Raw genomic sequence first — 20,132 nt, forward strand, 5'->3', positions numbered from 1 at the left:
GTGTGCGCCGGGGTGCGGGGGCATCCGAGGGGCGCATGGGCCGGTCGGAGGCGGTTTCGACCCCTTTGGGGTGCACTTGCGGACGATGCTCCGAACGAGTGATCAACGTGCGTCCGGGGGTGGTGGTCCGGCGTCATAAGGTCTGGTGCCATGACCTCCCACACCTCTGCCGACACCTTTCCCCGGCAGTACGCGCGGACCCTGCGGTACACCGTCGGCGCGCCCCGCTCCTTCTCCGTCGCGCCCGACGGCTCGCGGGTCGTCTTCCTCCGCTCGCGCTCGGGCCGCGACCGGGCCAACCTGCTCTGGACCCTCGACACCGCCACCGGCGAGGAGCGGATCGCCGCCGACCCGGCCGCACTGCTCGGCGGCGGCGAGGAGGACCTCTCGCCGGCCGAGAAGGCCCGCCGCGAGCGCAGCCGCGAGGGCTCGGCCGGCATCGTCGGCTACGCCCTGGACGCGGCCGGCCGACTGGCCGCCTTCGCCCTCTCCGGCCGCCTGTTCACCGCCGACCTGGCCACCGGCGCCACCACCGAACTGCCCGCCGAAGGGCCGCTGCTGGACCCGCGGCCGTCCCCGGACGGCACCCACGTCGCGTACGCCAACACCGCCGGCGAACTGCGGCTGACCCGCGCCGACGGCGGCGGCGACCGGGTGCTCGCCGAGCCGGACGGCCCGAACGTCACCTGGGGCCAGGCCGAGTTCATCGCCCAGGAGGAGATGGGCCGCGACCGCGGCTTCTGGTGGTCCCCGGACGGCGACCGGCTGCTGGTCGAGCGCGCCGACGACAGCCCGGTGCGCCGCTGGTGGATCGCCGACCCGGCGAACCCGGACCGCGAGCCCGCCGAGATCGCCTACCCGGCGGCCGGCAGCGCCAACGCCGAGGTCGGGCTCTGGCTGCTCGACCTGCACGGCGGCCGCACCGAGGTGCTCTGGGACCGCGAGGCCTACCCGTACCTGGGCCGGGTGCACTGGTCGAAGGGAGGCGTACCGCTGCTCCAGGTCCAGACCCGCGACCAGCGCGGCCAGCGGATCCTCGGCCTGGACACCGCCACCGGCGCCACCGAGGTGCTGCACGAGGAGAAGGACGGCGCCTGGCTGGAGCTGTTCTCGGGCGCGCCGGCCTGGACCCCGGACGGCAAGCTGGTCCGGATCTCCGACGAGGGCGGAGTGCGGGCGCTGGTGATCGGCGACCGCGCCGTGACCGGGGCCGACCTGCACGTCCGCTCGGTCGTCGCGGTCACCGAGCGGGAGGTGTTCTTCAGCGCCTCCGGCGGCGCCGAGGAGGCCGACCCCGAGCCGGGCTGGGTCGGCGTCGGCCGGATCAGCCACGACGGCACCCGGCTGGCCTGGGAGTCCGCCAACGGACGGCCGTTCACCTCCGTCACCAGCGCGGTGCACGGCGGCGGGATCACCGTGCGCGCCACCGCCGAGCCCGACCTGCCCGGCACCCTGGTGCAGGTCGCCCGGGACCTGCCCGAGGGCGTGGTGGTCGACGACGTCGCCACCGTCGCCTCGTACGCCGAGACCCCGGTCATCACCGCCCGCCCGGTCTTCCGCTTCGCCGGCGAGCGCCGCATCCCGGCCGCCGTCTTCCTGCCCACCGGCTACGACCGCGAACGGGACGGCCTGCTGCCCGTCCTGATGGACCCGTACGGCGGCCCCGGCGGCCAGCGCGTCTACCAGGCGCACAACCCGCACCTCCAGTCGCAGTGGTTCGCCGACCAGGGCTTCGCCGTGGTCGTCGCCGACGGGCGCGGCACCCCCGGACGCGGGCCGGCCTGGGAGAAGTCGATCGCCCTCGACTTCGCCGGCGCCACCCTGGACGACCAGGTGGACGCGTTGCGGGCGCTCGCCGGGGAGTTCCCGCTGGACCTCGACCGGGTCGCCATCCGCGGCTGGTCGTACGGCGGCTACCTCTCCGCGCTCGCGGTGCTGCGCCGCCCGGACGTCTTCCACGCGGCGGTGGCCGGGGCGCCGGTCACCGACTGGGAGCTGTACGACACCCACTACACCGAGCGCTACCTGGGCGACCCGGCCGAGCGGCCCGAGGTGTACGCCGCCAACTCGCTGAGCGGGTACGCGGCGGGCCTGGAGCGCCCGCTGATGATCATCCACGGGCTGGCGGACGACAACGTGGTGGCCGCGCACACCCTGCGGCTGTCCTCGGCGCTGCTCGCCGCCGGGCGCCCGCACACCGTGCTGCCGCTGTCCGGCGTCACCCACATGACCCCGCAGGAGGAGGTCGCGGAGAACCTGCTGCTGCTCCAGGTCGACTTCGTGAAGCGCTCGCTGGGCCTGTGACACCCGCCTGACCGGCGCTTCGGCGGCCGGTACCCGTCCGGGCCGATCGGCCTGACACGGGTACCGGCCGCCGGCATGACATCCGTCATGCCGAAGGCACGACGGCGGACACTGCCGCCGCCACCCGCCCGCGCGGGACTCTGAGGTGGTGCGAACAGCACCGACCGTGACACCACGGGCGTGACACCCCCAGGGGAGAGGAGCGGGACGATGGTGACCGAGGTGGCCGCCTTCCGCGACGCGGGCAAGAGCTACGGGCGGGTGCGCGCCGTGGACGGACTGGACCTGGTGCTCAGGCCGGGCGAGACCGTCGCCCTGCTCGGGCCGAACGGCGCCGGGAAGTCCACCAGCCTGGACCTGCTGCTCGGCCTGCGCGAACCCGACCAGGGCAGTGTGACCCTGTTCGGCGGCGCCCCGCGGGCGGCGATCGAGGCCGGCCGGGTCGGCGCGATGCTGCAGAGCGGCGGGCTGATGTCCGACGTCAAGGTGCGCGAGCTGGTACGGCTCGCCTGCGACGTGCACCCGCGCGGTCGGTCGGTCACGGGGGTGCTGACCGACGCCGGGATCACCGAGCTGGCGGAACGACGGGTCGACAAGCTGTCCGGAGGCCAGGAGCAGCGGGTCCGCTTCGCCCTGGCCATCGCCGGCGACAGCGACCTGATCGTGCTGGACGAGCCCACCACCGGCATGGACGTCAGTGTGCGGCAGTCGTTCTGGGCGAGCATGCGCGCCCAGGCCGACGCCGGGCGCACGGTGCTGTTCGCCACCCACTACCTGGAGGAGGCCGACTCGATCGCCGACCGCGTCCTGGTGCTGCACCGGGGCCGGCTGATCGCCGACGGCAGCTCGGCGGAGATCAAGGCGCGGGCCGGCGCCCGCCGGGTCGCCTTCGAACTCCACGACGCGGACGGGCGGTCCCTCGACGAGACGGTGCTGCGCACGCTGCCGGGCGTCGAGTCGCTGGACGTCACCGCGAGGGTCCCGGGGGTGCGGACGGTGCGGATCCGGACCGCGGACGCCGACGCCTGCGTGGCCGGGATCTACCGGGCGGGGCTCTACCCGCGCGGGCTGGAGGTGACCGGCGTGGGCCTGGAACAGGCCTTCCTGACCATCACCGGGGAACAGGACCGCTACGAGGCCGCCCTGGAGGGTGCGCGATGACCACGCTGATATGGCTGGAGATCCTGCGGACCCTCCGCAACCGGCGCTACCTGCTCTTCACCATCGCCTACCCGGCGCTGATGTACTTCTTCTTCATCCACGCCTACGACTCCTCCAAGCTGGCCGGCGGCCTGCCGGTGAAGACGTACTTCATGGTCTCGATGGCCACCTTCGGCGCGGTCGGCGGCGTGCTGAGCGGCAGCGCGCAGCGGATCTCGCTGGAGCGCAAGAGCGGCTGGACGCGCCAGCTGCGGCTGACCGCGCTGCCCGGCCGGGCGTACACCCTCGGCAAGATCGCCGCGAGCTCGGTGACCACGCTGCCGGCGATCCTGGTGGTCTTCGCGATCGGCGCGACCCAGGGCGTCTCGCTGAGCGCGACGCAGTGGCTCGGCCTGCTGGCGGCCCTGTGGCTGGGCAGCTTCGTGTTCGCGGCGCTCGGGGTGGCGCTCGGCTACGCGGCGGCGCCGGACTCGGTGCAGACCATCGTGATGGTCACCTACATGGTGATGGCGCTGTTCGGCGGGACGTGGTTCCCGGTGACCGGCTCGCTGGAGAGGTTCGCCCGGTTCGACCCGGTGTACCTGTACAACCACCTGGCCGGCTTCACCCAGCCCGGGCACTCCCTGGACACCGGCGCGGTCGCCGGGCTGGCCGCCTTCCTCGCCGTGTTCGCCACCGCCGCGGCCGTGCTGTACCGCCGCGACACCCGCCAGGCATGATGATCGACATGACTGACGCGCGCCAGGCCCACCGCTCCGACGAACCGCCGGAGGCGGGCGTGGCGCGCGCGTCGTTCATGAACGTGCCCGGCTCCCCGGTGGAGAGCAGGCGGCAGCTGCTGGTCAAGGTCGCCTGGATGATGCTGTGGATGCTCTACCTGGCGTACCCGGCCGGCGACCTGCTGGGCGGCGGTCACAGCACGGCCGGGACGGTGCTCGGCTGGTGCTGCCTGGCCGGGTTCGTGGTCGCCTACGTCCTGCTGGTGGTCTTCCGCTCCCAGGCCGGGATGCGGCCGCGGGCCTGCCTGGTGATCGTCACGACGATGGTCGGGCTCGCCGTCGCCGCCTCCGTCGGGCTCGGCCCCGCCTTCCTGACCCTGTTCATCTACGCCTCGGTGTGCGTCGCGATCATCGTGCCGGGCCGGTACGCGGTGCGCGCCCTGGTCGCCATGGGCGTGCTCACCGCCGCGGTCGGGACGGGCATCGGGGCCAGTATCGACAACGTCGCCACCTTCGCGCTCAGCGCCTTCCTCTCCGGCGTCGCGATGACCGGGCTTCAGCGGCTGGTCGCCACCATGAAGGAACTGCGCGAGGCCCGGGCCGCGGTCGCCCACCTGGCCGCTTCCGAGGAGCGGCTGCGGCTGGCCCGCGACCTGCACGACCTGCTCGGGCACTCGCTGTCGCTGATCACCCTGAAGAGCGAGCTGGCCGGGCGGTTCATGGACGCCGGCAAGGACGAGGCGGCGCGGGCACAGGTCGCCGACATCGAGCAGGTCGCCCGGCAGTCGCTGATCGACGTCCGGGAGGCGGTGACCGGATTCCGCCGCCCGACCCTGCCGGTCGAACTGGCCGCCGCCCGTACCGCGCTGGCAGCCGCGCAGGTCCGGTTGGAGGCCTCGCCGGAACTGGTGGACGCCTGGCCGTCGCTGGCCGACGAGGAGACCGGCGCGCTGGCCTGGGCGCTGCGCGAGGCCGTCACCAACGTCGTCCGGCACGGCGAGGACGCCACCGTCTGCACGGTGACGGCGGACGAGAGCTGGGAGGCGAGCGGCGAGCGCTACGCCGTCCTGGAGGTCACCGACAACGGGCGCGGGCCGGGCAAGTCCCAGCCGGGCAACGGCCTGTCCGGGCTGGAGGAGCGGCTGGCGCTGGTCGGCGGGCGGCTGGAGACCGGGCCGGGAGAGCGCGGACGGGGCTTCCGGCTGCGGGCGTCGGTGCCGCTGCGGACGGTGGCCGCGCCCGTGTCGAAGACCCCCTAGGGCGGCGGCGGTTCCGGCACGGAACGGGCGCCGCGCGCGGTGGGAAGCCGGCCCGGCCGACTTCCCACCGCGGCGGGTTCCCGCACTCCCGGGCGGTGGGTGGCCGTTGCGGAACGGAAGGGTGTGCCCTCAGCCGAGGCCGGCCAGGTCGCGGCGGTAGACGAGGGCGGGGCGGTCGCCGAGGAGGAACTCGTGTTCGCGCTCGAAGCCGTTGCGGGTGAGGACGGCCTGGGAGGCGGGGTTGTCGACGGTGGTGACGGCGGTCAGGAAACGGAGGCCGTAGGCGGTGGCGGCGAGCCGGCAGACCTCGGCGACGGCGGCGCCGGCGATGCCCCGGCCGGTGGCGGATTCGGCGATGCGGTAGCCGAGTTCGGCGCCGCCGTCGGCGAGGTCGACGAGGTTGACGCGGCCGACCAGGACGCCGGCCGCGTCGCGGACCACGTGGAACCGGCAGACGCCCTCGGCCTGTTCGGCGAGGAGGTCGGCATGGCGGTCCGCGAACCGGGCGAAGTAGTCGTCGCCGCGGTCCGGGACGCTGCGGGCGAAGAAGGCGCGGTTGGTGCGCTCGAAATCGAGCAGGGCCTCGGCGTGGTCGGGGCGCAGCGGTTCCAGGGTCAGCATTCCGCCAGTCTGGCCCGAAGGGCCTCGGTGAACCACTCGAATACGTCCCGCAGGCTCTCCTGGACCGGCCAGCCGTTGATGGTCGCCATCAGCTGCCAGTAGCGCTCGGCCCGGGGGTCGTCGGCGGTCGCGAGGCGGTCGAACAGCCACTGCCGCAGGCCGGCGTCGTCCGGGCGGGCGAAGACCTCGGCGTAGGCGGCGGTGAGGGTGGCGACCACCGGGTCGGCGGCGGGGGAGGCGGGGGCGATGCCGGCCGCCAGCGCGGCCCGGACCTGGGAGGTCACCGTCCGGGTGAGCTCGGTGTGCAGGCCGGTGCGGTCCCCGTCGGCGCGCTCGGCAGCCTGCTGTTCGGCCATCCGGCGCACCGCCGCCCGGAAGTCCGGGTCCTGGACGAGTTCGCCCAGCTCGACCCAGGCCTCGACCTGCTCGGCCGTCGGCTCGTCGGGCAGTTCGGGCATGGCGGAGCGCATCAGGGCGACGAACTCCGGGTTGGCGTCCAGGCCGCCGAATGCCTCGTCGATGAAGTCGTGGACCAGGCGCCGGCGTTCGGCGTCGGAGAGCTTGGCGAGCTTGTGCATGAGTCTCATCTCCTCGGGTGTGGAACCGCGTTGGGCGACGGCGAGCAGCACCGCCCGGCGCAGCCGGAGCGTGCGGATCTGCACCTCCAGCGCTTCGGCGTGCGCGGCGGCGACCTCGTGCAGCGGGGCCTCCCGCTCCAGTACCCGGCGGATCGCGGGCAGGTCGAGCCCGAGCTCGCGCAGGGTGCGGACGAGGTCCAGCCGGGCGAGGGCGTGGACGTCGTACCGCCGGTAGCCGGCGGCGCTGCGGTCGGTGGGCGGCACCAGGCCGGTGTCGGCGTAGAACCGGATGGCCTTGACGGTGAGTCCGGTGCGGCGGGCCAGGTCGCCGATCGAGTAGAGCGTGTCGCTGCCGTCCATGGGGCCCACTCTGGACTCTCCCCTTACCGGAGACGCAAGCCCGTCGGCCCGGGGGGTGGAGCCAGGGCCCTAAGGTCGTGGCCATGAACGACACTGACAACGGGGCCTCGATCCGCGTGCTGCTCGCCGAGGATCAGGGGATGGTCCGGGAGGCGCTGGCCGCGCTGCTCGGGCTGGAGGGGGACATCGACGTCGTCGCGCAGGTCGGGCGCGGGGACGAGGTGGTGGCGGCGGTGCTCGCGAACGACGTGCAGGTCGCCGTGCTGGACATCGAGATGCCGGGGATGACGGGCATCGAGGCGGCCGCCGAGCTGCGGGACCGGGCGCCCGGGACGAAGGTGGTCATCGCGACGACCTTCGGCCGGCCCGGCTACCTGCGCCGGGCGATGGAGTCGGGTGCGGACGCCTTCCTGGTGAAGGACGCGCCGGCCGCCGAGCTGGCGGAGGCGATCCGCCGGGTGCTGCGCGGCGAGCGGGTGATCGACCCGGTGCTGGCCGCCGCCGCGCTGGCCGAGGGTGCCAACCCGCTGACGCCGCGTGAGCGGGACGTGCTGGGCGCGGCCGCCGACGGCGCGGTGAACGCGGACATCGCCCGGCGGCTGCACCTGTCCGAGGGGACGGTGCGCAACTACCTGTCGATGGCGATCCAGAAGACCGAGGCCCGCAACCGCACCGAGGCGGTCCGGATCGCCCGCGAGAAGGGCTGGCTCTAGAGCGGCCCCGGGGCACCGGCGCCGGGTACCGGCTCGGGAAGCGCCGCCCGGTTCAGTTGAGCCGGTGCCGGGCCGCCCGGGCCTCCTGCCGGACCTTGGCGGCGGTGTCCGGGTCGAAGGCGTCCAGGATCTGCGCGTAGGCGTCCATCTCCGCCGAGCCGCCGAGGAAGTCCCCGGTGCGGACGAGGAGTTCGGCCCGTTCCAGGCGCAGCTGGGCGGGGTGCCGGGGCAGCAGCAGGGCGAGTTCGGTGGCCCAGAGCTGGGTGCGGGCGTGCTCGGGGCGGTCGGCGGCCCAGACCCGGATGTTGCCGAGCACCCGCAGCACGATCTCCAGCGGCTGGGCCGGGGTGAGCAGGGCGGGGGTGAACTCCTCCCCGGCGGCGGCGACCAGCCGCTCGACGTCCTCCTGGTCGAGCAGCCGCCCGCCGTGGAACGGGTCGGCCAGGACGTACTCCTCGCCGCCCGCCGGGCCGCCGACCGCGACGATGAAGTGGCCGGGCAGCGCGATGCCGTGGACGGCCAGCCCGGCCCGCCGGCCGACCGCCATCCAGACCAGGGAGAGGGTGATCGGCAGTCCGCGCCGCCGCCGCAGCACCTCGGGCAGCAGTGAGGACTCCAGCCGCCGGTAGTCCGACTGCCGCCCGTGGAAGCGTTCCCGCCCGCCGAGGACCGCGGCGAGCAGGGCGGCGGTCTCCTCCGGCCCGGTGGGCGCCCGCTCGGCGACCGCCTGCCGGACCGCCGCCGCGTGCCGTTCCAGCGCGGCCTCGCAGGCGGCGAGCAGCGCGTCCACCCCCGGCGGCTCACCGGGGTCGCCGGGGTCGGGCACCATGCCGTGCTCGGCGGCGGCGAGCAGGCACAGCAGCACCGGGTCGGGCTGCTCGGAACGGGCGGCGGTCCGGAAGCGGTCTCTGCTCTGCTCGGTCACGGTGACGGCGACGGCTTTCGTACGGCGGACGGACAAGACGGCGGACGGGCGAACTGGCGGACGGGCGGGCGGACGAACGGACGGACGGACGAACCGGCGGACGGCCGAACGGTACGGCCTGGCGGCTACCCCTGGGGAAGCAGGGCGTAGTGGTAAGTGTGACTGGTCGTGAACCCGAGCCCGGCATAGAGCGCGATCGCCCCCGCGTTCTCCGCCTCGACCTGGAGGTACCCGCCGCTCGCCCCCTCCTCGGCCGCGCGCGAGGCGAGCACCGCCATGACCGCCGTGGCCAGCCCGGCCCGCCGGGCGTACGGCTGGACCTCGATCGCGCCGAAGCAGGCCCAGTCCCCCTCGATGACGCAGCGTCCGATCGCCAGCGGCGGCTGCCCGGGGGCGCCCGGCACGGTGGCGAACCAGACCGAGGGGCCGCCGTGCAGCACCCGCCGGGCCGCCTCCTCCACCGCCGGGTCGCCGCTCACCCGCCGGTACACCGACAGCCACCGGTCGTCCGCGGTGCGCGCCAGCCGCACCCGCTCCGGCCCGCTGCCGGCCCGGGCGAGCCCGGCCAGCGGGGCGGTGAGGACCAGGGTGGGCGCGTACGCGGCCCCGAGCCGGTCGAGCTCGGCGACCAGCGTCTCCGGCGAGCCGGGGGAGACCACCTCGACGTACGCGGGCAGCCCGCGCGCCGCGTACCAGGCGCGGACCGCCGCCAGCGCCTGAGGCAGCGGCAGCCCCGGGTCCCCGAGGGCCTGGACGGAGTTGGCCCGCCGGGTGAAACCGGCCGCCGCGCGCAGCGTCCACTCGCCGAGCCGCTCCTGCTCGACGGCGGGCCAGCCGCGACCGGCGATCCGCTGCAACTCGATCGGAGTGGTGACCGGCCGGGGGACCCGCCGGGCCGGAAACGGCGGTACGACCTTGCCCGCGACCAGCAGCTTCTCCGGCAGGAACACCGGGTCGCCGGAGCGCGGGGCGATCGTCAACCCATGATCGTCCCACGATGTGAGCACGCCGATCGAATCGCGGAACACCGGCCGGTCGTCCACGAACTCCGCAAGGCGGCGGACGGACACGCGTCGTCCCACGTCAGAGCGATCTATCCGGACCTCCGGACGGTCGCCGACCGGGTTCTCCGTCGCCATCTGGCCACCTCCTGTGCATTCGCGGTCTCCGACCCGCGATACTAGGGGCGGGCATCGACGACGCCGCGCTCACCGCGCACGGCAGCAGAACAGAACGGGCCACCAGGCCCTTCCGAGGAGGAACGACAGCGTGACCTACGTCATCGCGCAGCCTTGTGTCGACGTGAAGGACAAGGCGTGCATCGAAGAGTGCCCGGTTGACTGCATCTACGAGGGCGAGCGATCGCTCTACATCCACCCGGATGAGTGTGTCGACTGTGGCGCGTGCGAGCCGGTCTGCCCGGTCGAGGCGATCTTCTACGAGGACGACACTCCGGAGGAGTGGAAGGACTACTACAAGGCGAACGTCGAGTTCTTCGACGACCTGGGTTCGCCCGGTGGTGCCTCGAAGCTCGGCCTGATCGAGCGTGACCACCCGTTCATCGCCGCTCTGCCGCCGCAGAACGCCGACCACTGACGATCGGTGGCAATTCAGCTGTGAGCACCAACAGCACGCGCGCGCCGTTCCCGGGCCACCCGGGGGCGGCGCGCCGCGTTTCGGACAAGCTTCCGGTCTTCCCCTGGGACAAGCTGGAGCCGTACAAGAAGACCGCCCTGGCCCACTCCGGCGGACTCTGCGACTTCTCCGTCGGCACCCCGGTGGACCCGGTCCCCGAGGTGATCCAGAAGGCGCTGGCCGGGCACACCGACACCCCCGGCTACCCGACCGTCTGGGGCCCGCTGGAGCTGCGCGAGGCGATCGCCGGCTGGCTGCACCGCCGGCTCGGCGCGCGGATCGGCCCGCAGGCCGTGCTGCCGACCGTCGGCTCCAAGGAGCTGGTGGCCTGGCTGCCGACCCAGCTCGGCCTCGGCCCCGGGGACCAGGTCGCCTACCCGCGGCTGGCCTACCCGACCTACGAGGTGGGCGCCCGGCTGTGCGGCGCCGAGCCGGTCGAGTACGACTCGGTGGACGAGCTGGACGGCTCCCGGGTGCGCCTGCTCTGGGTGAACTCGCCGTCCAACCCGACCGGCCGGGTGCTGGGCGCGGACGAGCTGCGCCGTGCCGTCGAGTGGGCCCGGGAGCATCGGGCGCTGCTGGTCAGCGACGAGTGCTACCTGGAGCTGGGCTGGGAGGCCGACCCGGTGTCGGTCCTGGCCCCGGAGGTCTGCGGCGACGGCCACGAGGGCCTGCTGGCCGTCCACTCGCTCTCCAAGCGCTCCAACCTGGCCGGCTACCGCGCCTCCTTCGTGGCGGGCGACCCGGTGGTGGTCAGGGAGCTGCTGGAGGTGCGCAAGCACGGCGGCATGATCGTGCCGGCGCCGGTGCAGGCGGCGACGGTCGCCGCGCTCGCGGACGACGCGCACGTGGCCGAGCAGCGCGAGCGGTACGCGGCCCGGCGCTCGGCGCTGCGGGCGGCGCTGGAGGCGTACGGCTTCCGGATCGAGCACTCCGAGGCGAGCCTCTACCTGTGGGCGACCCAGGACCGTCCGTGCTGGGAGACCGTGGCCGAACTGGCCGGCCTGGGCATCCTGGTGGCGCCCGGCGACTTCTACGGGCCGGCCGGCGACCGCTTCGTGCGGGTGGCGTTCACGGCGACCGACGAGCGGGTCGCCGCGGCCGTGGAGCGGCTGGGCGCGGCGCGCTGACCGCACCCGGGGGACCGTACGGCGAAGGGGGCCGGTGTCACGGACACCGGCCCCCTTCGGGCTTCTCCGGGGAGGCGGGGGTTACAGCGGCAGGCCGCCGGTGAGGTTGCCGCCGTTGAGGCCGCCCAGCAGGCCGCCGAGCGGGCCGAGCGCGCCGGTGAGGCCGGACAGCGGGTTGTTCGAGCCGAGGTCGGCGCCGCCGAGGCGGTTGGCCGACCCGTGCTCGGCGAGGCCGAGCACGTCGGTGGCGGGCAGGTCGGCCGGCAGGGCGCGCTCGACCGAGCCGAGCGGCAGCGCACGCTGCACCGCGCCGACCGGCAGGGCGTCGGCAACGGCGGTGCCGCCGGGGACGGCGCCGGTGAGCGTCTCGGCGCCCGGCACGGCCTGGGTGACCGAGCCGGCCTGGGTGAGCCCGCCGAGCGGGCCGCTGTCGGCGGTGGCGCTGCGGGTGCCGGTGCTCTGGCCGGTGACGGCCTCGCCGAGCTTGCCGGCCAGGGCCGAGGCGACCTTCGGGGTGACCGAGGAGAGCTGGCCCGCGGTCGCGGCGGTCTGGTCGACCGGAGCGGTCAGCGAGCCGGCCTTCTCGTTCGCCTCGGGAAGCTGCTGGGCGACGATGTTGCCCGCGGCATCGGCGGAGGCCGGTACACCCGCGGCGACGGTGGCCGCGCCGGTGGTGCCGGCGGCCTGGCCGAGCTGGTGGGTGGTGTGCTGGAGGGTGGAACCGGTGTCGTTGTTGGTCAGCTGGCCCAGTGGTGCCGCGAGGTCGCTCTTGGGCAGCAGGGCGTCCCCGCCCAGGGCGGACGCGGAGCCGGCCGCGACCAGCGGGGTCGCTCCGGCGGCCACGATGAGCGCGGCCTGGGCGATCCGGCGCGTGAGGGGGTGAGACATGGGGCTCCTCGAAGGGGTCTGGGTCCGTCCCGTCCGCCCTAGGGACCGGGAGTGGACGACCGGGCGGACGACGTTGTTACCGCTTGAGAAGCCAGAAGGTTTCGGCCGGTGCAAGGAAACTTCCTGACCGACCATCGGATCGTACGACCGCAGTGGGGCCGTCCGCCGGGCCCGGTCGGACGTCGTCGAACCGGCCCCGGCCAAGGGGAGTGACGGTTCTCCACCCCGGTTCGCCGGAGGGGGAGGCCGGTCCACCGGGGTTGACCGGAATCACCCGACCGGCGGCAACCCGAACACCAGTGCGTCAGCCCTTGTCGGCCGGGGCCAGCGTGACCTGGACGAGCTTGGTCGAGGTCCCCGAGGTCTGGGTCTGCCAGCCGTCCTCGGACTTGGACTTGCGCCAGATCTTCCCGTCGTAGGCGACCGTCGCGATGCCCAGCTGCTGGGCCTGGGCGACCGCCCAGTGGGCGACCTCCCAGCCACTCGCCCGCTCGGCGCCCACCCCGCCGTCCGCCCCCGACTCGGAGGAGGAGGTCAGCGCGGCGGTGGCCGGGTCCGGGGTCAGTGAGACGGCGTTCTCGGCGCCCTTGATGGTCGAGGCGTAGCCGGTCGCCGGGGTCACCGTGCGGCCGAACTCCCGGCGCACCCGCTCGGACAGCACCTGGGCCCGGTCCGGCGCCGCGGCCGGGGTCGCCGTGGCGCCCGGGGCGGCGGAGGCGGAGGCGGAGTCCGCCGGATCCGGCTTGGCGTAGTCGTGCACCACGCAGGAGAACGAGGCGGGCTCCCGCCCGGCCAGCGCCGTGGTGAGCAGCGTCGCCTTGGTCTCGTGCTTGGCGTAGGCCTGCGGGTAGCCGCTCTTCTGCACCGTCTGTGCGGCGTCGGTCAGCGGCATCCGGGTGTAGCCGGGGACCTTGACCAGGCCGTCCAGGAACTTGTTGGTCGCGTACACCGGGTCCGCGATCTGCGCCGGGGTGCCCCAGCCCATCGACGGCCGCTGCTGGAAGAGTCCGATCGAGTCCCGGTCGCCGCCCGCGAGGTTGCGCAGCTTGGACTCCTGCATGGCGGTCGCCAGCGAGATCGTGGTGGCCCGGTCCGGCAGCCCGCGCGAGCGCGCCACCGCGGCGATCGTCGCGGCGTTGGCGGCCTGCGGCAGCTCCAGGGTGCCGTTGCCGGCCGCGGTCTTCACCGAGCACTCCTCGGACGCGCCCGGCTTGAAGCCGAACCACCAGATCCCGACCACGGCCAGACCGGCGACCAGGGCCAGGCCGAGCAGCCCGACGATCACCATCAGCAGGGCGCGCAGCGGCCCGCGGCGGCGAGTGGGCTCCTCTTCGTCGCCCAACTCCTCGCTGCTCCTTCTCCTGGCCACCGTCGCCCCTCTCGCGCCTGCTCCCTGAATGCGACACCGTACCCACTCGGACGGATGTGCGGCGCCCTCCGGTTGCCGATGTCCGTCCACGCGCCTCCCGGCGCCCGGGCCGGCGAGTCCGGCCCGGGCGCCGGGCGAGCCCACCGGACGGACGGCGGGAGTCCGAGGACAGGCCCTAGGCTGGCCCCATGAGCAGCCCGAATCCGACGCCCCTGGACCTCACTCTCGACGGCGGGACGCTGACCGCCCGGCTCGTCGACTTCCCCTCGGTGAGCGGCGACGAGCAGGCCCTCGCCGACGCCGTCGAGGCCGCGCTGCGCGGCTACCCGCACCTCACCGTGGACCGCCACGGCAACAACGTGGTCGCCCGGACGAACCTGGGCCGGTCCGAGCGCGTCGTCCTGGCCGGCCACCTGGACACCGTGCCGATCGCCGACAACCTCCCCTCGTACGTCGAGGGCGACCTGCTCTACGGCTGCGGCACCTCGGACATGAAGTCCGGCGTCGCCGTCCAGCTGCGCCTCGCCGCCACGCTCCCCGAGCCCAACCGCGACCTCACCTTCGTCTTCTACGACTGCGAGGAGGTGGAGGCCCACCGCAACGGCCTGGGCCACCTCGCCAAGGACCGCCCGGAGTGGCTGACCGGCGACTTCGCGGTGCTGATGGAGCCCAGCGGGGGCATGGTCGAGGGCGGCTGCCAGGGCACCCTGCGGGCCCAGGTGCGGCTCACCGGCGTGCGCGCCCACGCGGCCCGCAGCTGGCTCGGCGACAACGCCATCCACCACGCCGCCGAGGTGCTCGCCCGGCTCGCGGACTACCGGCCGCGCCGGGTGGAGATCGACGGCCTGGAGTACCGCGAGGGCCTGAACGCGGTCCGCATCGACGGCGGCGTGGCGGGCAACGTGATCCCGGACGAGTGCGTCGTCACCGTCAACTTCCGCTACGCGCCGGACCGCAGCGAGGCGGACGCGGAGAAGCACGTGCGCGAGGTCTTCGACGGCTTCGAGCTGACCGTCACCGACTTCGCCGCCGGCGCCCTGCCCGGGCTCGCCCAGCCGGCCGCCCAGGCCTTCCTGGCGGCCACCGGCGGCCAGGCCCGGGCCAAGTTCGGCTGGACCGACGTCGCCCGGTTCAGCGCGCTCGGCGTCCCGGCGGTCAACTACGGCCCCGGCGACCCGAACCTGGCGCACAAGCGCGAGGAGCACTGCTCGCTGAGCGCCATCGCCGAGGTCGAGGAGCGGCTACGCGCCTGGCTGACCAGCTGAGCCGGGCACCGCGCCGATCGTCCGATCAACGGCCGAACGCCACCTTCCGGTTGCTCAACCGACCTTCCCCCGTTGCCTGAAAACGGGGGAGGGCGGGCGTAGGGTTTCGTCATGACAGGCACAGGAGACGAGAAGCACTACGGTCACGGTCCCGAGCAGGTCGGGGTGCCGCGGAAGAAGAAGGCCTGGCCCGAGAAGCAGCAGGGCCCGGTGCTGGTGCGCCGGGACCAGGTCGGTACCAGCACCACCGACCAGCGCCTGCTGGACACCACCGGTCCCACCGACTGGCTGCACACCGACCCGTGGCGGGTGCTGCGGATCACCTCCGAGTTCGTCGAGGGCTTCGGCGCCCTCGCCGAACTCCCGCCCGCCATCAGCGTGTTCGGCTCCGCGCGGACCCCGGCCGACTCACCCGAGTACCAGGCGGGCGTGGCCATCGGCCGGGCCCTCGCCGAGGCCGGCTACGCGGTGATCACCGGCGGCGGCCCCGGCGCGATGGAGGCCGCCAACCGCGGCGCCTCCGAGGCCGGCGGCCTCAGCGTCGGGCTCGGCATCGAGCTGCCCTTCGAGCAGGGCCTCAACGAGTTCGTCGACCTCGGACTGAACTTCCGCTACTTCTTCGTCCGCAAGACGATGTTCGTGAAGTACGCGCAGGGCTTCGTGGTCCTGCCCGGCGGCCTCGGCACGCTGGACGAGCTGTTCGAGGCGCTCACCCTGGTCCAGACGAAGAAGGTCACCCGCTTCCCGGTGATCCTCTACGGCAGCGCCTACTGGGGCGGGCTCTACGAGTGGCTGAAGAACACCCTGGTCGAGCAGGGCAAGGCGGCCCCGCACGACCTGGAGCTGTTCCACATCACCGACGAGATCGACGAGGTCATGAAGATCCTCGCCGACGCCCGCCGGCCCGCCGGCGAGATCTAAGGCCAGAGGCCCCCGGGCCTTACGCCAGCCCCCGGCGGGCGACCGCCGGGGGGCGGGTGCCCCGGATCGAGGCGACCATGTCCAGCACCTGGCGGGTCTCCGCGACCTGGTGCACCCGGTAGACCCGGGCGCCCAGCCAGGCCGAGACCGCGGTGGTGGCCAGGGTGCCGAGCAGCCGCTCGTTCACCGGCCTGTCCAGGGTCTCGCCGACGAAGTCCTTGTTGGAGAGCGAGACCAGCACCGGGAAGCCGGTCGCGGTCATCTCCGGCAGCCGCCGGGTGGCCTCCAGCGAGTGCCGGGTGTTCTTGCCGAAGTCGTGCCCCGGGTCGATGACCACCGCGTCCCGCCGCACGCCCAGCTCCACCGCGCGCTCGGCCAGGCCGACCGTCACCCGCAGGATGTCCGCCATCACGTCCTCGTACCCGACCCGGTGCGGCCGGGTACGGGGCTCGGCGCCGCCCGCGTGGGTGCAGACCAGCCCGGCGTCGTACCGGGCGGCCACCTCGGCGAGCTTCGGGTCCACCCCGCCCCAGGCGTCGTTCAGCAGGTCCGCGCCCACCTCGCAGACCGCCTCGCCGACCTCGTGCCGCCAGGTGTCCACGCTGATCACCGCCCCGGGGTGGCGCTTGCGCAGCTCGGCCACGAAGGGCACGGTGCGCCGCAGCTCCTCCTCGACCGTGACCTCGTCGCCCGGCCCGGCCTTCACCCCGCCGATGTCCAGGATCGCCGCGCCCTCGGCCATCGCCCGGTCCGCGGCGGCGAAGGCGGCCTCGTCGGCGAAGGTCGCGCCCCTGTCGAAGAACGAGTCCGGCGTCCGGTTGACGATCGCCATGATCACCAGCTCGTCGTCACCGAATTCCCGCGGTCCCAGGCGCAGTGCCACCGATGTCTCCTCCACAGCTCCTACGGGTGCGATGATGGCCCCCGGCCTCACTAAGGGACCATGCTGTCATGATCAGTGTGGTTACCTGCCACCACATAGCGGACCGGCCGGGAGTTCGGGAGGACAGCTCGTGTTCTGGGTGATCGTGGTCGCCATGGCCGTGGTGGTCGGCGGTGCCGCCCTGGTGGCGCTCGGCGGGGGCGGCTCGATGCCGGAGGCGGCACCGGACCGCATCTCCGCGCGACTGCCGCAGGACCGCCCGCTGGGCAAGGCGGACGTGGACGAACTGCGCCTGCCGATGGCGCTGCGCGGCTACCGGATGGACGAGGTGGACGACGTCCTGGACCGCCTCGGCGCCGAACTCGCCTACCGGGACGCGCGGATCGCCGAGCTGGAGGCCGCCGCCCACCTGCGCGGCGCGGTCGAGGCGACCAGCGCCCCCGACCCGGCGGCCGAACCGCTGCCCGGCCTGGAGGAGTTCGCCCAGGTGGTCGAGCCGGCCGTGGTGCCCGCCGCCCAGCCGGCCGCGGACCGGGCCCCCGAGGACGCGAAGCCGGGGACGGAGAAGTGACGGACGCCGTCGAGGGCGCCGTGCTCGGCGCGGACGGCCTGCGCCGCTGCGGCTGGGGCGACTCCACCGCCGACTACCGGGTCTACCACGACACCGAGTGGGGCCGCCCGGTGCACGGCGACGACGCGCTGTTCGAGCGGGTCTGCCTGGAGGCCTTCCAGTCCGGCCTGTCCTGGCTGACCATCCTGCGCCGCCGCGAGGGCTTCCGGGCCGCTTTCGCGGGCTTCGAGATCGCCAGGGTCGCCGAGTTCGGCGAGGCGGACCGGGAGCGCCTGCTCGCCGACACCGGCATCATCCGCAACCGGGCCAAGATCGACGCGGCGATCGCCAACGCCCGGGTCGCCCGCGATCTGGAGGGCGGCCTGGACGCGCTGATCTGGCGCTTCGCCGCCGAGCCGGGCCGGCCGGCCCCCCGCGCGCTGAGCGAGGTGCCGGCCGTCACGCCGGAGTCGACGGCGCTGGCTCAGGCGCTGAAGAAGGCGGGCTTCCGCTTCGTCGGCCCGACCACCGCCTACGCCCTGATGCAGGCCTGCGGACTGGTCGACGACCACCTGGCGGACTGCCACGTCCGCTCCGCCGCCGGGCAACTGCCCTAGCGGCCCAGGTACTTCGGCTTCTCCTTGGCGATGAAGGCGCGCACCGCGATCCGGTGGTCCTCGCTCTCGCCCGCCAGCGTCTGCAACTCGTCCTCCTTGTCGAGGAGTTCGTCCAGCGAGTGGGAGGCGCCGTACGCCAGCGACTCCTTGATCGCGCCGTAGGCGACGGTCGGGCCCTCGGCCAGCTCGCGGGCGAAGACCCGTGCGGTGGCGGCGAGTTCCCCGGCCGGCACCACCTTGGTGGCCAGGCCCAGCTCCATCGCCTCGGCGGCCTTCACCGTCCGCGGCAGCATCAGCAGCTCGGTCGCCTTGGCGTGCCCGACCAGTCGGGGCAGCGTCCAGGAGGCGCCCGAGTCGGCGGTCAGCCCGATCCCGGCGAAGGCGGTGTTGAAGCCGGCCCGGTCGGACAGGATGCGGAAGTCGCAGGCGAGGGCGAGCGAGGCGCCGGCGCCGGCCGCCACCCCGCCGACCGCGGCGACGGTCGGCTTGCGCATCCCGGCCAGCGCCCGCACCAGCGGGTTGTAGTGCTCGGCGACGGTGCGCAGCGCGCCCTCGCCGGTCTCCTCGGCCCGCTTCAGCATGGCCAGGTGCTCGTTCAGGTCCTGCCCGACGCAGAACGCCCGCTCGCCCGCCCCGGTCAGCAGTACGGCCCGCACCGCCGGGTCCTCGGCCGCGGCGGCCACGGTGTCGCGCAGCGCGACCTTGGTGGCCACGTCGAGGGCGTTCATCGCCTCCGGGCGGTTGATGGTGATGACGGCGAGGCCGCCGTCCAGGTCGTACAGCACGGAATCGGACATGGGTGAGGGCTCCCGGGGTCGAGGCGGTGTCGGTCGTGTGTGTCAGGATGCCGGAGCACACGGGGACCTGGGGAGTGTGAGGTATCGCACCTTCCGGTGGTCTCCGCGCTGCCGCCACGCCGGGGCTTATGACATGAATTGCGGCGGTTGGGGGCGGTCCGGTCGTGGTTGCACCGAGAGTGATGTTGGTCATCAGCCCGTGGCATGCGGGATAATGGCTTCCGATCAATGCGTTCGATACCGGCGGTGGACGGACTGCCGGTGCGTAGCTGAGCGGTTGCAGGAAGGGGAACGAGCATGGCGGCCATGAAGCCGCGGACGGGTGACGGCCCGCTCGAAGTCACCAAAGAGGGGCGGGGCATCATCATGCGCGTTCCGCTCGAAGGCGGCGGACGCCTTGTGGTGGAGCTCACGCCTGACGAGGCCGACGCCCTCGGCGAGGCCCTGAAGAAGGCCTGCGGCTGACCGCAGCAGGTGCTCGCGCCATCTCCTGGAGATGCGCTGCCGGGCCCGGGTACGACGTCCTGTCGGCCCGGGTCCGCACGTTTTCCCGGCCCGGGTCCGCGGGCCGGCGGCCCGGGGCCCCGAGGGGCGCCGGGTTCAGCGCTTGACGGCGCAGAGCAGCCCGTCCGACACCGGCAGCAGCGCCGGCAGCAGAGCCTCGCTCTCCCGCACGTCCCTGACCAGGTCCCGGACCGCTCCGGTCTGCGGGTCCTGGAGCTCCGGCTCGGCCAGTCGGCCCTCCTGGAAGACCCCCTCGAAGCAGACCATCCCGCCGGGCCGCAGCAGTCGCAGCGACTCCAGCAGGTACTCGCGGGACTCGGCCGGGTCGCCGTCGCAGAACACCAGGTCGTACTGGCCGTCGGCGAGCCGGGGCAGCACCTCCAGTGCCCGGCCCGGTATGAACCGGGAGCGGTTGGCCGCGAACCCGGCCGCCTGGTACGCCTCGCGGGCCAGTTGCTGGCGCACCGGCTCCGAGTCCACCGTGGTGAGCACGCCGTCCGGCCGCATCCCGCGCAGCAGGTAGACCCCGGACACCCCGGTGCCGGTGCCGATCTCGGCCACCGCCTTGGCGTCCAGCGCGGCCGCCAGCAGGCGCAGGCAGGCCCCGCCGCTGGGCCCGATCGCCCGTATCCCGGTCCGCGCGGACTGTGCCCGGGCGTAGGTCAGCACGGCGTCCTCGCCCACGTAGGTGTCGGCGAGGGCCGCGCGTGCGGGCCCGAACTCGCTGATGGCTGCCTCTTTCGGAGCCCCGGGCGACGGCCCGGTGCCGAGGGATGTCGATATTTCCTGGCACAGATTACTGGCCGACCGGGAACCGCGTACGGCGGCGGGCCGTTGTCATGTCGGACCGGGTACGGAAGACCTCCCGGGCACTTTTATCCGGGCTTGACGGGTGAGGTGGATATGGTGGTGGCCCTGCTGGGCAGAAGAGCC

21 protein-coding genes are annotated in these 20,132 nt (G+C 74.0%); 12 read left to right on the top strand and 9 right to left on the bottom strand.

Features of this window, described 5'->3' with window-relative positions; genetic code table 11:
• Positions 1 to 150: 150 nt before the first annotated feature.
• From ACZ7RU_RS04420 to ACZ7RU_RS04435, 4 genes are all read left to right on the top strand, one after another.
• The gene (locus ACZ7RU_RS04420; protein WP_470339449.1) at positions 151 to 2,304 is read left to right on the top strand and encodes a S9 family peptidase; all 2,154 of its coding nucleotides are present in this window, start codon (positions 151 to 153) and stop codon (positions 2,302 to 2,304) included.
• A gap of 210 nt (positions 2,305 to 2,514) precedes the next feature.
• On the top strand, positions 2,515 to 3,465 hold the full coding sequence (locus tag ACZ7RU_RS04425) for an ABC transporter ATP-binding protein (RefSeq protein ID WP_470339450.1): 951 nt from the start codon (positions 2,515 to 2,517) through the stop codon (positions 3,463 to 3,465).
• Positions 3,462 to 4,184, top strand: coding sequence for an ABC transporter permease (locus ACZ7RU_RS04430; protein ID WP_470339451.1), 723 nt, complete (start codon positions 3,462 to 3,464; stop codon positions 4,182 to 4,184). The genes ACZ7RU_RS04425 and ACZ7RU_RS04430 overlap by 4 nt, the downstream gene beginning before the upstream one ends.
• Positions 4,185 to 4,192: 8 nt before the next feature.
• On the top strand, positions 4,193 to 5,443 hold the full coding sequence (locus tag ACZ7RU_RS04435; protein ID WP_470339452.1) for a sensor histidine kinase: 1,251 nt from the start codon (positions 4,193 to 4,195) through the stop codon (positions 5,441 to 5,443).
• Between the two features lie 129 nt (positions 5,444 to 5,572).
• Here the strand turns inward: ACZ7RU_RS04435 and ACZ7RU_RS04440 are convergent, their stop codons facing one another.
• Both ACZ7RU_RS04440 and ACZ7RU_RS04445 read right to left on the bottom strand, forming a co-directional pair.
• A complete protein-coding gene (locus tag ACZ7RU_RS04440) occupies positions 5,573 to 6,064 on the bottom strand; it encodes a GNAT family N-acetyltransferase (protein WP_470339453.1) in 492 nt (163 codons plus the stop codon).
• On the bottom strand, positions 6,058 to 7,002 hold the full coding sequence (locus ACZ7RU_RS04445; RefSeq protein WP_470339454.1) for a MerR family transcriptional regulator: 945 nt from the start codon (positions 7,000 to 7,002) through the stop codon (positions 6,058 to 6,060). The genes ACZ7RU_RS04440 and ACZ7RU_RS04445 overlap by 7 nt, the downstream gene beginning before the upstream one ends.
• Before the next feature lie 83 nt (positions 7,003 to 7,085).
• Between ACZ7RU_RS04445 and ACZ7RU_RS04450 the strand changes: the two genes are divergently transcribed.
• Entirely contained in the window at positions 7,086 to 7,715 is a 630-nt protein-coding gene (locus tag ACZ7RU_RS04450; protein ID WP_470339455.1) for a response regulator, read from the top strand.
• 52 nt (positions 7,716 to 7,767) lie between these two features.
• On the opposite strand, the gene ACZ7RU_RS04455 is transcribed toward ACZ7RU_RS04450, so the two are convergent.
• Both ACZ7RU_RS04455 and ACZ7RU_RS04460 read right to left on the bottom strand, forming a co-directional pair.
• The gene (locus ACZ7RU_RS04455; protein ID WP_401114076.1) at positions 7,768 to 8,640 is read right to left on the bottom strand and encodes a transglutaminase family protein; all 873 of its coding nucleotides are present in this window, start codon (positions 8,638 to 8,640) and stop codon (positions 7,768 to 7,770) included.
• Positions 8,641 to 8,765: 125 nt separating this feature from the next.
• Positions 8,766 to 9,779 (bottom strand): GNAT family N-acetyltransferase, encoded by a 1,014-nt coding sequence (locus ACZ7RU_RS04460; protein WP_470339456.1) that lies wholly within the window; start codon positions 9,777 to 9,779, stop codon positions 8,766 to 8,768.
• A gap of 130 nt (positions 9,780 to 9,909) precedes the next feature.
• Between ACZ7RU_RS04460 and fdxA the strand changes: the two genes are divergently transcribed.
• Together fdxA and dapC are read left to right on the top strand one after the other, a co-directional pair.
• Positions 9,910 to 10,236, top strand: a complete 327-nt coding sequence (fdxA, locus tag ACZ7RU_RS04465; RefSeq protein WP_030061559.1) for a ferredoxin — start codon at positions 9,910 to 9,912, stop codon at positions 10,234 to 10,236.
• 20 nt (positions 10,237 to 10,256) lie between these two features.
• The gene (dapC, locus tag ACZ7RU_RS04470; RefSeq protein WP_470339457.1) at positions 10,257 to 11,405 is read left to right on the top strand and encodes a succinyldiaminopimelate transaminase; all 1,149 of its coding nucleotides are present in this window, start codon (positions 10,257 to 10,259) and stop codon (positions 11,403 to 11,405) included.
• An 81-nt stretch (positions 11,406 to 11,486) separates the two neighbouring features.
• Here dapC and ACZ7RU_RS04475 read toward each other — a convergent pair whose 3' ends face one another.
• Together ACZ7RU_RS04475 and ACZ7RU_RS04480 are read right to left on the bottom strand one after the other, a co-directional pair.
• On the bottom strand, positions 11,487 to 12,293 hold the full coding sequence (locus tag ACZ7RU_RS04475) for a hypothetical protein (protein WP_470339458.1): 807 nt from the start codon (positions 12,291 to 12,293) through the stop codon (positions 11,487 to 11,489).
• Positions 12,294 to 12,597: 304 nt separating this feature from the next.
• Positions 12,598 to 13,635, bottom strand: a complete 1,038-nt coding sequence (locus ACZ7RU_RS04480; RefSeq protein WP_470339459.1) for a VldE C-terminal domain-containing protein — start codon at positions 13,633 to 13,635, stop codon at positions 12,598 to 12,600.
• A 215-nt stretch (positions 13,636 to 13,850) separates the two neighbouring features.
• Between ACZ7RU_RS04480 and dapE the strand changes: the two genes are divergently transcribed.
• Positions 13,851 to 14,927, top strand: a complete 1,077-nt coding sequence (dapE, locus tag ACZ7RU_RS04485; protein ID WP_470339460.1) for a succinyl-diaminopimelate desuccinylase — start codon at positions 13,851 to 13,853, stop codon at positions 14,925 to 14,927.
• A gap of 111 nt (positions 14,928 to 15,038) precedes the next feature.
• Positions 15,039 to 15,848 carry an LOG family protein gene (locus ACZ7RU_RS04490; RefSeq protein ID WP_401114092.1) on the top strand — a complete coding sequence of 270 codons (810 nt, stop codon included), beginning with the start codon at positions 15,039 to 15,041 and terminating at the stop codon, positions 15,846 to 15,848.
• A 19-nt stretch (positions 15,849 to 15,867) separates the two neighbouring features.
• Here ACZ7RU_RS04490 and folP read toward each other — a convergent pair whose 3' ends face one another.
• Positions 15,868 to 16,680: a dihydropteroate synthase gene (gene folP, locus ACZ7RU_RS04495; RefSeq protein WP_470339755.1), complete on the bottom strand. Its 813-nt coding sequence runs from the start codon at positions 16,678 to 16,680 to the stop codon at positions 15,868 to 15,870.
• 181 nt (positions 16,681 to 16,861) lie between these two features.
• Between folP and ACZ7RU_RS04500 the strand changes: the two genes are divergently transcribed.
• On the top strand, positions 16,862 to 17,302 hold the full coding sequence (locus tag ACZ7RU_RS04500; RefSeq protein WP_470339461.1) for a DivIVA domain-containing protein: 441 nt from the start codon (positions 16,862 to 16,864) through the stop codon (positions 17,300 to 17,302).
• On the top strand, positions 17,299 to 17,898 hold the full coding sequence (locus tag ACZ7RU_RS04505) for a DNA-3-methyladenine glycosylase I (protein ID WP_470339462.1): 600 nt from the start codon (positions 17,299 to 17,301) through the stop codon (positions 17,896 to 17,898). The genes ACZ7RU_RS04500 and ACZ7RU_RS04505 overlap by 4 nt, the downstream gene beginning before the upstream one ends.
• Here ACZ7RU_RS04505 and ACZ7RU_RS04510 read toward each other — a convergent pair.
• On the bottom strand, positions 17,895 to 18,695 hold the full coding sequence (locus tag ACZ7RU_RS04510; protein ID WP_470339463.1) for an enoyl-CoA hydratase-related protein: 801 nt from the start codon (positions 18,693 to 18,695) through the stop codon (positions 17,895 to 17,897). The genes ACZ7RU_RS04505 and ACZ7RU_RS04510 overlap by 4 nt on opposite strands.
• Before the next feature lie 297 nt (positions 18,696 to 18,992).
• Here ACZ7RU_RS04510 and ACZ7RU_RS04515 point away from each other — a divergent pair, with 297 nt between their 5' ends.
• On the top strand, positions 18,993 to 19,160 hold the full coding sequence (locus ACZ7RU_RS04515) for a DUF3117 domain-containing protein (RefSeq protein WP_014137929.1): 168 nt from the start codon (positions 18,993 to 18,995) through the stop codon (positions 19,158 to 19,160).
• Positions 19,161 to 19,295: 135 nt separating this feature from the next.
• Here the strand turns inward: ACZ7RU_RS04515 and ACZ7RU_RS04520 are convergent, their stop codons facing one another.
• On the bottom strand, positions 19,296 to 19,928 hold the full coding sequence (locus tag ACZ7RU_RS04520) for an O-methyltransferase (protein WP_207809516.1): 633 nt from the start codon (positions 19,926 to 19,928) through the stop codon (positions 19,296 to 19,298).
• Between the last annotated feature and the right edge of the window lie 204 nt (positions 19,929 to 20,132).

This window comes from Kitasatospora sp. NPDC114501, assembly GCF_055633695.1.